This is a genomic window from Shewanella sp. MM_2022_3 (assembly GCF_022557375.1).
Taxonomy (GTDB): Bacteria; Pseudomonadota; Gammaproteobacteria; order Enterobacterales; family Shewanellaceae; genus Shewanella; species Shewanella xiamenensis.
On the sequence record NZ_JAKZGV010000003.1, the window covers coordinates 217,715 to 230,736 of the forward strand.

General features: G+C 45.7%; 12 protein-coding genes and 7 tRNA genes. 2 read left to right on the top strand and 17 right to left on the bottom strand.

Annotated features, from left to right (window positions below; translation table 11 throughout):
* Positions 1–82: 82 nt before the first annotated feature.
* Positions 83–382 carry a ribosome assembly RNA-binding protein YhbY gene (yhbY, locus tag MMG82_RS03380; protein ID WP_011071425.1) on the top strand — a complete coding sequence of 100 codons (300 nt, stop codon included), beginning with the start codon at positions 83–85 and terminating at the stop codon, positions 380–382.
* Between the two features lie 56 nt (positions 383–438).
* Here yhbY and secF read toward each other — a convergent pair whose 3' ends face one another.
* From secF to MMG82_RS03415, 7 genes are all read right to left on the bottom strand, one after another.
* Positions 439–1,323, bottom strand: a complete 885-nt coding sequence (gene secF, locus MMG82_RS03385) for a protein translocase subunit SecF (RefSeq protein ID WP_037415220.1) — start codon at positions 1,321–1,323, stop codon at positions 439–441.
* A 2-nt stretch (positions 1,324–1,325) separates the two neighbouring features.
* Positions 1,326–3,200, bottom strand: coding sequence for a protein translocase subunit SecD (secD, locus tag MMG82_RS03390; RefSeq protein WP_047535332.1), 1,875 nt, complete (start codon positions 3,198–3,200; stop codon positions 1,326–1,328).
* Positions 3,201–3,577: 377 nt separating this feature from the next.
* Complete coding sequence (locus MMG82_RS03395) at positions 3,578–4,087, bottom strand: hypothetical protein (RefSeq protein ID WP_047540209.1); 510 nt, start codon at positions 4,085–4,087, stop codon at positions 3,578–3,580.
* Positions 4,088–4,382: 295 nt separating this feature from the next.
* On the bottom strand, positions 4,383–4,859 hold the full coding sequence (gene greA / locus MMG82_RS03400) for a transcription elongation factor GreA (protein ID WP_011071421.1): 477 nt from the start codon (positions 4,857–4,859) through the stop codon (positions 4,383–4,385).
* Between the two features lie 265 nt (positions 4,860–5,124).
* A complete protein-coding gene (locus MMG82_RS03405) occupies positions 5,125–5,943 on the bottom strand; it encodes a DUF4198 domain-containing protein (protein ID WP_037431543.1) in 819 nt (272 codons plus the stop codon).
* A gap of 29 nt (positions 5,944–5,972) precedes the next feature.
* On the bottom strand, positions 5,973–6,485 hold the full coding sequence (locus MMG82_RS03410; RefSeq protein ID WP_037415282.1) for a DUF2271 domain-containing protein: 513 nt from the start codon (positions 6,483–6,485) through the stop codon (positions 5,973–5,975).
* A 16-nt stretch (positions 6,486–6,501) separates the two neighbouring features.
* A complete protein-coding gene (locus tag MMG82_RS03415) occupies positions 6,502–7,098 on the bottom strand; it encodes a PepSY-associated TM helix domain-containing protein (RefSeq protein WP_047535327.1) in 597 nt (198 codons plus the stop codon).
* Between the two features lie 411 nt (positions 7,099–7,509).
* On the opposite strand from MMG82_RS03415, the gene MMG82_RS03420 reads away from it, so the two are divergent.
* On the top strand, positions 7,510–8,145 hold the full coding sequence (locus MMG82_RS03420) for a hypothetical protein (RefSeq protein WP_047540206.1): 636 nt from the start codon (positions 7,510–7,512) through the stop codon (positions 8,143–8,145).
* Positions 8,146–8,436: 291 nt separating this feature from the next.
* On the opposite strand, the gene MMG82_RS03425 is transcribed toward MMG82_RS03420, so the two are convergent.
* The 10 genes from MMG82_RS03425 to MMG82_RS03470 all read right to left on the bottom strand — a co-directional run bounded on the left by MMG82_RS03425 (position 8,437) and on the right by MMG82_RS03470 (position 12,629).
* Positions 8,437–8,511, bottom strand: a tRNA-Gln gene (locus MMG82_RS03425).
* 35 nt (positions 8,512–8,546) lie between these two features.
* Positions 8,547–8,631, bottom strand: a tRNA-Leu gene (locus tag MMG82_RS03430).
* A gap of 81 nt (positions 8,632–8,712) precedes the next feature.
* A tRNA-Met gene (locus MMG82_RS03435) sits at positions 8,713–8,789 on the bottom strand.
* A gap of 1 nt (position 8,790) precedes the next feature.
* Positions 8,791–8,865: transfer RNA gene (locus tag MMG82_RS03440), tRNA-Gln, on the bottom strand.
* A 22-nt stretch (positions 8,866–8,887) separates the two neighbouring features.
* Positions 8,888–8,962: transfer RNA gene (locus MMG82_RS03445), tRNA-Gln, on the bottom strand.
* A 45-nt stretch (positions 8,963–9,007) separates the two neighbouring features.
* A tRNA-Leu gene (locus tag MMG82_RS03450) sits at positions 9,008–9,092 on the bottom strand.
* A 54-nt stretch (positions 9,093–9,146) separates the two neighbouring features.
* Positions 9,147–9,223: transfer RNA gene (locus MMG82_RS03455), tRNA-Met, on the bottom strand.
* Positions 9,224–9,430: 207 nt separating this feature from the next.
* Complete coding sequence (gene ychF / locus MMG82_RS03460; protein ID WP_037431408.1) at positions 9,431–10,522, bottom strand: redox-regulated ATPase YchF; 1,092 nt, start codon at positions 10,520–10,522, stop codon at positions 9,431–9,433.
* A gap of 137 nt (positions 10,523–10,659) precedes the next feature.
* Complete coding sequence (pth, locus tag MMG82_RS03465; RefSeq protein WP_037415200.1) at positions 10,660–11,247, bottom strand: aminoacyl-tRNA hydrolase; 588 nt, start codon at positions 11,245–11,247, stop codon at positions 10,660–10,662.
* Between the two features lie 167 nt (positions 11,248–11,414).
* On the bottom strand, positions 11,415–12,629 hold the full coding sequence (locus tag MMG82_RS03470) for an FAD-dependent oxidoreductase (protein ID WP_241406465.1): 1,215 nt from the start codon (positions 12,627–12,629) through the stop codon (positions 11,415–11,417).
* Between the last annotated feature and the right edge of the window lie 393 nt (positions 12,630–13,022).

The window sequence follows — 13,022 nt, forward strand, 5'->3', positions numbered from 1 at the left end:
CGCAACAATTGAGAGTTACACAAAGGCTATATAAGGGTAGAATAGCGTTTTTTCAACAGTAACTCAGCAAAAGTTGGTAGAAATGAACTTAACAACCAAACAAAAACAGCATTTAAAAGGTCTGGCGCATAATTTAAAGCCAGTGGTGCTGCTTGGTGCCAATGGATTGACTGAAGGTGTACTCGCTGAAATTGAAAGCGCACTCGCTTATCATGAATTGATTAAAGTGAAAGTAGCCTCTGCCGACAGAGAGCTAAAAAATGCCATCGTTGATGCCATAGTACGTGAAACTCAATCTGCAAAAGTGCAACTTATTGGTCATATTCTGGTGATTTATCGTCAATCACCAGAAATGAAAATTGCTTTGCCAAGAGCGAAATAATTTTCCAGCCTTAAACAAAACGGCCACTCAAATGAGTGGCCGTTTTGTTTTAACGTCTACGGTGTATCGCTAATGGGTTTAACTTGATAGTGCTCAGGGGCTAAGCCGAGAAACTCTGGCAAGGAGGTCCCGACTGATATCGAGGAGAACGTGCCGGTCAAAATGCCGATAAACATGGCTATTGAGAATCCTTCTAGCGGCCCACCGCCCATTATCCATAGTGCTCCAACCGTCATCAGAGTGGTCCCCGAGGTCACCATAGTGCGCGAAAATGTCGCGACAATCGCTTGGTTGTTAATCTCCTGAATCGCAAGTTTGGGTTTTGCAATCAATAACTCACGAATACGATCGGCAATAATGATTGAGTCATTCAGTGAGTAGCCAAGGATAGCCAGCACCGCCGCGAGCACAGTTAGATTAAATTCCATCTGTGTCAGCGCAAAAAACGCGAGTACAAAAATGACGTCGTGTACTAACGCAAATAGCGCACCAGAGGCGAGGCGCCATTCAAAGCGATAACTCAAATAGCCTAGGATAGCTAACATAGCGACTAATAACGCGAGTCCCCCCTGCTCTGCCAGCTCTTTACCCACCTGCGGGCCGACAATACTGGTATTTAGCACTTGCACTTCGCCCAGTGGCGCTAAGGTTTGCGCAATATCCACATTGCTTTGTGCAGTGTCGGCATAACGCAATACCCAGCGACCAGGCTCACTGGCAGATATCACAGTCACTTCTTGCTGATAAGCCGCGTTCAGTAATGGCTGCAATTCGCTAGTGGTGATTCTTTTATCAAGTTGTACTTCGGTTACCACCCCGCCAGTAAAATCTAAGCCCCAATTAAAACCCTTCACGCCGATGATAGTAAGTGAGGCCAGCATTAAAAAGATCGAGATAGCGCTCGAAATATAACGCCATTTAGTCAGATTAATATTCTTCATTTTTATACCCTCACATGACGGCGCGCATCACGCCCATAAACAAGGTTAATCAAGGCTCTTGAAGCAAAAATACCGGTAAACATACTGGTCAGAAGACCTAAGCCTAAGGTCAAGGCAAAACCTTGGATCGGACCATTACCGATGGAATAGAGCACAACTGCGGTGATCATCGTAGTGAAGTTGGCGTCGAAAATGGTTGAAAATGCACTATCAAAACCAGTATCGATGGCAAGGGCAAAGCTTCGTCCTTCCTTTAACTTATCTTTTATCCGTTCGAATATCAGCACGTTAGTATCGACCGCCATGCCGACAGTCAATACTAGACCTGCAATACCAGGTAAGGTCAGTACTGCACCAGGAATAAGCGCTAGTAGGCCAAACAGGATCACCATATTAGAAATCAGTGCCACGTTTGCCACCCAACCGAGGCGGCGATACCAGAGCGCCATAAACAGCAAGGTAATCCCCATACCTAAACCGAGTGCGGCAAAGCCGTTTTCAATATTTTCAGCACCAAGTGTTGGGCCAATCGTGCGTTCTTCAACGATTGTTACAGGCGCCGTCATTGAACCTGCACGCAGCAGCAGCGCTAATTGTTGCGCTTCTTGATAAGTCCCTGCACCAGTAATACGGAAACGATCACCTAGTTGGGATTGGATGGTCGCGACGCTAATGATCTGTTGTGTTTGCTTAGCTTTGCCCTGCTCATCCCGGCTATATTCGCTATAGGATGTTGCCATCGGCTTACCGATATTGGCGCGGGAGAACTCCGACATCTTCTGCCCGCCAATACGGTCGAGGTGAATGTTCACTTCGGCCATGCCCATTTCACCAATATTGGCACGGGCATCGACAATATGATCGCCACCTAATACGGGCGTGCGTGCCACATAAACGGGATTGCCAGATTTGTCCTTCAGCACCTGCGCGTTCACTGAACCCGATTCTTTAACCTCAAAAAAGGCCAAGCTTGCGGTCGCACCAATCACGTTTTTCGCGGCGGCGGGGTCTTGCACACCAGGCAGCTCGATGCGGATACGGTGTTCACCCTGACGCTGCACTAGAGCCTCAGTGATCCCCAACTCTTCAATACGGCTACGCATGATTTGCAGGTTTTGCTGCACCGTTAAATTACGTAACTTAATTTGCTCATCTTGAGCAAGTTTGACCACTAAGCCATTATCCCCATTGGTTAATTGCCAAGTTGGATAGCTTTGCTGGATAAACTGACGTATGGCAGCACGGGCGTTATTGTCTGATGCTGAAGCATCCGTTAATGCAACCGCTATTTGTAATCCGGCATCATCGCGCGTGTTGTCAATACGCACACTGGCGCCACGGATTTGTTGTTCGCGTAAAAATTGTCTTAAGGATTCGACTAGGGCATCTGCTTGGGCTTGGTAGACAGGTTGTACATCCACATCCAGCAAAAATTGCACCCCGCCGCGTAAATCAAGCCCGAGCTTAATCGGTTCAAAACCCATATTTTGCAGCCAACTCGGCGCAGCACTCACCAATGCCAGCGTGAGTTCTTTCGGCTCACTCACCATGGATGACACTAAGGTCTTCACTAAGGTTTGCTCGCTGTCATCATTCAGTACAATAAGGGTTTGCCCATCTTCTGAGCTATTGGCGTTGCCATGTTGGGCATGCTTAACTTCGATACGCTTCACCTCAACGCCCTGCGCTTTTAATTTATCCCGCAGTTCAATAGGGGTTAAGTTAAGCCCTGCTTTAGCGCCCACCTGCACTGCGGCGTCTTCACCATACCAAGTCGGTAAAGCGCTAAATAACATCACAATAATCGTGACAATTAGCACAACGTATTTCCAAGCTGAATAATGATTTAGCAGCTTTTTACTCTGAATTTTATCCATAGATATCACTCGCATAGTTTTGCACGCTCGGATAGTAATCAGTGGCGTATTAACGCCTTCAAACATGAGCGCACAATCACTGTATGTACGGTGAAACCTGTAAACACGAATTCAACAAAGAGTACGCTAAACGCAGCAAACTCAGTGGTGATAACCGATTCAAATCCGTCTAAACCGAATGCGTTTAATCCAATGCAATTCAGTCATATCAGCGGCTATCATTCCGCAGGCTTTGAGGCTAGGTTATCGGGTACAGGTTTCGGATGACAAAATGCAAAGTTAATCAAAGGCATCCTTAACGACCTATGGTTCAGATGACAAACTCAAACGGTATCGTTATGGATAAGCCTTGCTAACTTGCAACAGGGAGCGGTGAATTAAGCGGCTTGCTGACTAAAGCGATATTGGAGGTTGGAGACTTTCCAGCCGGAGATCCGCGCGGGTGAAGATTCGGCTAAGAGGGTCCAATCCGGGCGAGCATCGAGGCGAATATTTTCCCCTAATGCGGGCGCAGGCTCTGGTTCAAACTCAAAGGCCAACTGGTAAACAGGCTTCACTTCACGCATATCATGCTGAACAAGATTGATAAAGCGCTGGGAGTTAACCGGGGCAAAATTAAAATCGTCAGAATGACTAACGAATTCAGGCTCGGAACAATCGGAGGCTTGCACCTTATCAGAGGCAATGCAAACCGCTTGACTCTCGTCCGCAGTCGATTGTTCAGTTGAATGGCGCGATGTCGTATTTTCTTGCGCTGTGATTGACGGCGTATCGGCTGTCAGCACAGTTGTCACTACTGTTTTAGGCGCAAAATGCTGAGCGGTTAAGCTGCGCGGCGCATAGCCACTCGAATGGGCGATCAAAATGATCGACACACAGAGTAACATTAATCCTTGGCGCCAAAACTTAATCAAACTCAGATCCTAAATGGTGCACGCAGCAATTTACGTGAAAAATGTTTACAGGAAAAACAACGCTTTCTTGAATAGCTTTATTAAAAACATAGAAAGTTCCAAGCATGCAGCTTAAGTAACTGCCAACTCAGAGGCAAATTAAACTTTATCCATCTTTCTAAGTTTGCACTGCAAAGAGACTTATTGCGCAACGTGTTAAGTATCAAAAAGACATAAAAAAGCCGCTAAAAGCGGCTTTCAATGGTAAATAACCTGATGATATAAAAGCTTAGATATATTGCACCGAAATAATTTCGTAGTCGGTCAAACCACCGGGGGTCGTGATAGACACTTCATCCCCTTCATTTTTACCCACTAATCCTCGGGCGATCGGAGAGTTGACTGAAATCAGGTTTTCTTTGATGTTGGCTTCATCGTCACCTACGATTCGGTAGGTAACTTCAGCATCGGTATCGAGATTTAAGATAGTCACAGTCGCGCCAAAAATAATACGACCGTTGTTCACCATCTTAGTCACATCGATGATCTGCGCGTTAGAAAGTTTGCCTTCAATATCACGGATACGCGCTTCACAAATACCTTGCTCTTCACGGGCTGCGTGGTATTCAGCGTTTTCCTTCAGATCGCCTAATTCTCTCGCTGAGGCAATCGCTTCAGTGATTTTAGGGCGACGTTCAAACTTGAGCATATCTAACTCTTTACGCAGCTGTTCTGCACCGACAACTGTCATAGGAACCTTAGTCATAACTTCTTTCGTCTCCTTTAAACAAAAGCAACCCGTGCCGACGCTAAGGTCAACACAGTAAAATCAGGGTGGAATTGCGCTATTCTAATCGTTATGCGCGTGGGATGCATCAAGAACTGTGCACCCTTGCAGCTTACTGAAGCTAGCGCCCAGATGCTAGTAGTAAAGAATGATAGTGCGATCTTAATTACGGCAAGAGCTAAAAACAAAAATGCCCACAAACTAAGTTTGTGGGCATTAATCACTTTAGTAATAAAGTCTTAGCTTATTCAAGCCCTGCTTCGAAGGTCAAAAAGATTTCGCTTACCGTCTTATCGGCAAGGGATTTATCAGGACTTGGGCGCTCGATAGAGGCATGTAATAAATAACGGCCAGCGGCAGGTAACGTCATCGCCACTTTACCTTCTTTATCAGAGGTTAAGCTAATTTCCTCTGGCTTGTTACGGTATAGGCTACCGTCCTTCATAATGGCTACGCTGACGCCTTCAACGGGCTTTCCATCATAAACAAATTGCAGTGTTGCAGGTTCATTCTCAACAATATCAGCAGGATGCGTGATAGGTACTAATTCTAAGTATTCACCTTTAGGTGCCAGTACCTTATCGGTTGGTTTATTGCGAGTCACATAGGTTTCAACCCTAGCAACGGTTAATGAGCCTTTAAGATCATAGGCATCCTTTGGCATGACAGCTGCGGTCGCTTTTTTATCAAGACGACTACGCACTACCTCTTCTTTTCCTTTGACTTTGTAAACCGAAAAATACCGAGGCGTAACTTCTTTCTCGAACTTATAGGTGCCGTCTTGTAAGAGCTGCACATCAAAAACTGATTTACGGCCGCCAGTGTAGCTCGAACTTGGTGAACTCGACTTGCCATCGGGTAAATACACTTTCACATCGCTAGCCGTAACAGGCTTATCAACCATAAACACTTGGTTACTAGCGGAAACATCAGAAGTAATCCAAACTGCCTCATTACTTTCTGCCGACACATTGTAGTGGCTAGGTAGAATCCAGCGGTCATGGCTGCTGGCAAATGGGCTGATGCACAGTGCGCTAACTAAGGCAACAAAACGTAATTTCATCTTCACATCCTTTTCGTTAAATACTAGGCTTAGCGAGTCATGCCGCTTAAGCGAATATCAATGACGCCAGTTTCAGTGGTGGCGGGTAATTGGGCTGTAAAATCCCCCGCCGATAAATCAAAGTTTTGTCTGACCAAATCACGGCCACCATGCTCACGCACCACTTCGATAAACACCGTGTAGGAGGCAGGAACAAGAGGTTTACCTGCATCATCTTTTAAGTCCCAATCAATTTTGTAGTGGCCAGCAGGACGTGTTGCTGAGGCGATACCATCGACAAAGCTCATATCCTCACGTCCGGCTTTACGCCACCAACGACGAATATCCTTGAGCCATTTATGGCCTTCATCCCATACCCATAGGCTTATGGTTTTAACGGTTTGGCCCTTGGCATCCTCAACCCATACAGCCACATAGGGTCTGTGATACTGGCCCTCGGTAATTTCTGGCAAGGTTAAATCTACGGTCATTTTCGGTGCGGCCAATACCGCAGAACTCACAAACAACGCACCGATAGCAGTGGTGCGAATAAGATGACGCATCATCAATCGGCTCTCCCTATGGAACAAAATAAACATAAACAAGTGCGCAGCCAGAGCTGACGATCACCATATAAAACAACGATTTTTTTAGTCTTTTGGTTTGAGGTAACAGTAAATAAGCACCCGTGAGTGAGAACAAAATAATCAACAGCGCACAAAGATCGAGTACCCAAGCCCAGACACTTCCAGTATTACGGCCCTTGTGCAGATCATTTAGCACTGCGACAACGCCATAATCTAAGGTCTCGATATAGGCTTTGCCGTCGAGCAGATCGAGGGTGACTGTGCGATAGGTACCAGGCCCCTTACTCACTAGGCTGATTTCATCCTCATCGATATCGGCAGTGGTAATATCCATATCCCATTGACTTTTAAGCCAATGCCCCGCAGCTAAACGCCACTCGGGCTCCTGCGACGCAGCGGGAATTAAATAACTGGGAATATCAAACTGCTCGCGCAGTGGCTCTTGATCCGCAGACGAAAACCAATTGGGGTGATTTAAGGTGATCCCCGTAATCGCGAAAAATAGCATTAACAAAAGCAACGCCATTGAGACGTAGACATGGATAATGCGTGCGTAGGAAAGAGATGATTTACTGACTTTAAATTTCAACGACTGACTCTCAAAAAAGGTATTTCAGGGATTGCTGCCTAAAATCGCCAAAACACTGCAGAACTTAGTGCTTGTATGAAATAAAATTAATTGACTGATAGTAAATGATATTTATTATCAAAAAGCACCAAGTTTACAATCTTTACATACTCAATACGGTAGCGTTAGATAAAAGCAGCGCTGATATAGCTTGAAGGGAGACAAACTCTCGAATAAAGAGACTTTGCAACATTTGGAGAATTACAATTAATTCATATAGATAAAAAGCAACATTTGGACTTAAAATCACACTTAAAATTTACCCTCTTCCCCCTCTCGTTTACAGAATCACAATCGGCTACAATCCGCCGCCGGCGACTTGCTGGTACTTCCAAAGGAAATATCATCTTGGGTACAACTCTGCTCAAAAAAATGCGTTGCCTTAACATTATTTGGCTCGCATTAATGCTAAACGCCTGTGTTGCTCCACTGTTGTTAATGTCGCCTCAAGGCCAACTGATGTGGGCACTGCTAAAACCCCTAGTAGGATTAAATCCTAATGATGTCGGGCTATTCGAACAGCCTCTCATTAAAGATCGTATGAAGTCGCTACTCGGTGATAACTATGAGACCACAGTATCTCTGTTAAAAACTGCCGACAAAATTCAACAGGAAGGCCCCTTATTTTATATGGTGTCGACTTATACTCCAGTGCCTGAAATGGCCGAAAAAGCCGGATTTGTATGGAATTCAGAAACCAACCAAATGGCAGTGATGTTATTAACGGGTGGCTCGCCAAAAATTATCTCTGAGCAGTTTACCAATCAAGCAGAGAAACTCGTTCCAAGCTGGCCAAAAGAACTGGCTGACTATACGGATCCGCAAAAACTGCAGCAAAAGGCCATAGAAGCTGGCACGGAAAAACTGCAAGAACAAATCCCAGCAGCTGCGCCCCTAAAAGCGGTTGCCACAGGCGATGTAAAAGCTACACAGGAAACGGTGCTTGAAAAAGCGGTGAACGAAGTCGCAGCTCCCACAGCAGTTAAAGAAGTAAAACCCGTACAATAACCACTACTCAACGCTCGGCGAGCTTTTTAGTCGCATTTCACTTTTATCGGTGTTAGCCACAGTGTTTATTGAACACTGTGGCTTTTTTATCTCTATAAACACCTATCTAAGCCAATTAAGCGCATCTTAGCCATTAGTCATTCTCATATCGCCAAAACACTCAGCAATGCCATAACACACTAACAATGGAGAAGAAGATTGAAAAATAGCGAAGTAACCAGAGGATGATTCGACAAGCATATACAAACGACAGAAAGCAAAAAGCCCGTCAAAGGACGGGCTTTTTAACTATGGCTGGGGTACTAGGATTCGAACCTAGGTATGCCGGGATCAAAACCCGGTGCCTTACCGCTTGGCGATACCCCAATTAACTTGTTTTAACCGTAAAGGTTGCATTTTGATGGTACGGGAAGAGAGACTTGAACTCTCACACCTCGCGGCACCAGAACCTAAATCTGGCGTGTCTACCAATTTCACCATTCCCGCATCAAAATGTACCAGATTCACTCATACAAGCATCTCTGGATTTTTACCAGATAAACCAATTGATTTACGTGGATTTAAATATGGTAGCAATGGCGGGACTTGAACCTGCGACCCCAGCATTATGAGTGCTGTGCTCTAACCAGCTGAGCTACATTGCCATGGCTGGGGTACTAGGATTCGAACCTAGGTATGCCGGGATCAAAACCCGGTGCCTTACCGCTTGGCGATACCCCAAAAACTGAGAAACATGAAATGATGGCTGGGGTACTAGGATTCGAACCTAGGTATGCCGGGATCAAAACCCGGTGCCTTACCGCTTGGCGATACCCCAACTAAAACTTGTTTCATCACCCGCTAACGCAGATGTTTAAAATAATGGTACGGGAAGAGAGACTTGAACTCTCACACCTTACGGCACCAGAACCTAAATCTGGCGTGTCTACCAATTTCACCATTCCCGCACAGTTTCAATTTTACATCCTGAAGTGATGCTAGCAAAAGCTAGTATAACGAAATGGTAGCAATGGCGGGACTTGAACCTGCGACCCCAGCATTATGAGTGCTGTGCTCTAACCAGCTGAGCTACATTGCCACTTCGTTATTGCGCGCCCCTCGTAGCGAGGAACGGGGCGTATTATGCTTATTCGAGGTATCGAGGTCAACAGCTTTTTTTCGCTATTTTCCTTGATACAAACCGTTCGGCTATTACTTCACCAAACTGAGCAACAGATACACTAAATCAGCCTCTGTTGCCCGTATTTTGCCTAACTTTCTAAAGCTTAGCCCAATAATGGCTAACTTATACGTTAAACAGGAAGTGCATCACATCGCCATCTTGAACGATATAAGTCTTGCCTTCTACACGTAACTTACCCGCTTCTTTGGCGCCAGCTTCACCTTTATAGGCAATAAAGTCGTCAAATGCCACCACTTGCGCACGGATAAACCCACGTTCGAAGTCGGTATGGATAACGCCCGCCGCCTGTGGTGCAGTCGCGCCTACAGAAACGGTCCAAGCACGCACTTCTTTTACGCCCGCAGTGAAGTAAGTTTGCAGGTTCAATAACTGGTAACCAGCACGGATCACGCGATCTAACCCAGGCTCTTCTAACCCAAGGTCTGCCATAAACTCATCGCGTTCTTCAACATCCATTTCAGCTAGTTCAGATTCAATTGCAGCGCACACTGAAACCACAATGGCGTTTTCTTTTTCAGCAATGGCACGCACTGCATCTAAGTGTGGGTTATTATCAAACCCATCTTCAGCCACGTTGGCAATGTACATGGTTGGCTTTAAGGTTAAGAAGTTTAAGTAAGCAACAGCTTCTAATTCTTCCTTAGAAAGATCCATCGAGCGCAGCATTTTGGCTTCATCGAGCACTGGACGCATTTTCTCAAGAACCTCAACCTCAAACTTAGCGTCTTTATCGCCACCCTTAGCACGTTTTTGCTGACGAATAACGGCGCGCTCTAAGCTATCTAAGTCGGCAAGCGCCAACTCGGTATTGATCACTTCGATGTCGCGAGCAGGATCCACTTTGTTTGCAACGTGAACGATGTTGTCATCGTCAAAACAACGTACCACATGACCAATAGCATCGGTTTCACGGATGTTAGCAAGGAACTTGTTCCCTAAACCTTCACCTTTAGAAGCGCCTGCAACTAGGCCAGCGATATCCACGAACTCCATAGTGGTTGGCAGTATACGTTGAGGATTAACAATTGCCGCCAGCGCATCTAAACGAGGATCCGGCACAGGCACTACACCAGTGTTTGGCTCAATGGTACAAAACGGGAAGTTTGCCGCTTCGATGCCAGCCTTAGTTAACGCATTAAAAAGCGTTGATTTACCTACGTTAGGAAGACCAACAATGCCGCATTTAAAACCCATATTCTTACCTTTCTCTCGATGATTGGCTGGCAAGTCACACTCACCAGCAAGTTTTAGTCGCACTGCCCCTTGGCAGCACATTGATAAATCGTCTTGACGTTTGAATAGCGACCTATAACAAAGCGCCGACCCAAACATTACTCCGCTTTAAAGGAGTGTAATCGAGTCATGGCTTTCACCATGTCCTCTTTAAATAAAATTTCAGTTGAGCGCACGGCTTCGTCTACGGCAGCATTGATCAGCTCTTGCTCTTTCGCGGGAGCCTTACCCAATACGTAGCCACTGACTTTATTTTTATCGCCGGGATGACCAATCCCAATCCGTAAACGATAGAAGTTTTTATCATTCGCTAATTTGGCAATAATGTCTTTTAAGCCGTTATGACCACCATGGCCGCCACCGAGTTTAAATTTAGCCACGCCAGGTGGCATATCCAGCTCATCGTGGGCCACCAGAATTTCTTCAGGTGTAATACGAAAGAAATTAGCTAAAGCACCTACGGCTTTACCACTTAAGTTCATATACGTAGTCGGTATGAGTAAACGCACATCTTTACCGTGTAATACGGCTCTGGCTGTCAAGCCAAAATACTTGCTATCGGCGACTAAGCTCACACCACAAATACGGGCTAATTCTTCCACATACCAAGCACCCGCATTATGGCGAGTCTGGGCATATTCAGCGCCCGGATTGGCAAGCCCTACGATTAATTTAATTTCGCTCATGACACTCACTAATGGCACTCAATACTGCGTTAATTGGTCGATGGCAAAGCACACAGGTCGACCATATTGAGCTAATAATGCCGCTTATACTCGTTAAAAACGCGGCATTTTAGCACTCAATGCGTAAGTCAACAAATACCGAGTGAGCAAGTGCTCACAACGAGGAACTAATTGAGCCCCATCGCATACTTAAGTACAGTTTGTTTGATGGGAGAATTGATATTGGCCAATTTTAATGCGCCATTGCGAAGTAATTTAAGCGGCAAAATATCATTACTAAAGCTAGCGTAAAACACATCCATGGTGGTCATCATCAGCTGATTATCAAGGTAACGTTTTGCTTGATATTGGCTTAACACCTCGGTTGACCACCATGGTTTATCCTCAGTTAATGCCGTCTTGATGGCTGTCAACAAAGCTCCAACATCTTTAAATCCAAGGTTAACCCCTTGACCAGCAAGCGGATTAATGGTGTGCGCTGCATCCCCTAAAATCACCACATTTGGCTTAAAATAAGCCTGAGCATGCCGGCGCGTGAGCGCAAAGCTGCCCTTTGCCTCAACCGTAAAATCACTGTCTAAACGAGATGGAAAATGCTGGCGAATTTGGTCGGCCAACTGCTTATTGTTCAGTTGCATTAACTGTTTGATGCGATTGGCATCATCATACCAAACTAACGAGGCATGATTACCGGGTAAAGGTAACAAGGAACGTGGGCCGCTAGGTGTAAATTGCTGCCAAGTCACATCTTGTTGACCTTGGGCGGTTTGGATATTAATCAGCATGGCCGATTGAGCATAGTCCCAACCCGAAATCCCAATGCCCGCCCATTGGCGTACTTGAGAATTCGCACCTTCAGCGCCAACCAACAGCTTAGCCTCGAGTGAATAACCGGATTGTAAGTGCACGCTTACCGTATCAACACCACGCGCAAAGTAGGCAACGCGCTCAGGGCAAAAGAGTTGAATATTTTCCCATTGCAGCATTTGCTCCCACAGAGCGAGCTGCACTAAACGGTTTTCAACGATATGGCCTAAATGGCTAGCGCCGATTTGTGAACTATGGAATTGAGTAATACAGCCATCAAGCTCCCAAGTCTCTAAGCCAAGATAAGGCACATTACGCATCTTAAGTAAGCTGTCTAATGCGCCTAACTGTTCAAGTAAATGTTCAGAGGCAACGCTTATTGCCGAAACGCGTACATCTAATGCTTGCTCTGGAGAATAAGCCTCGGGCGTAAAGGACTCAACTACAGCAACGTTAAGTCCTTGCTGTGCAAGACCAATCGCCGTTGCCGCGCCCACCATGCCGCCACCGACTAAAACCACATCAAAGGATTGAGTCTCTGATGTTATCGGTGCAGATTGCTGTGTTTGGCTCATTGTTCGGCTCATCTTAATTACCACTCATATTGTTGTTTAGACTTGTCAAATACACCTTGTCACACCATCGCCATTCGCAACAGCTGCGCTGTAAATAATGCATTGGCTGCCACACCAACCATGTAAACGTTACCGTCAGTTACCGCAACAGGCTCGATTATGCCCTATATCACTACACCACGGAAATGTTGAACGTATTTCGACTCTAAATCCGTGAAGACATTGGCATTTGCTCCAGCAATAGCTTGTTGCCAATGGCAAATGTCGCACTAAGTCACCAACCTAAAACCCATCAATAGCGATAAACCTAGCTTCTTTGTGGGTATCATAATCCGATAGGATTAGCGAGTAAAAATGTGGACAACGCTGGTCAGCAGCAACAACTGCGGGTAA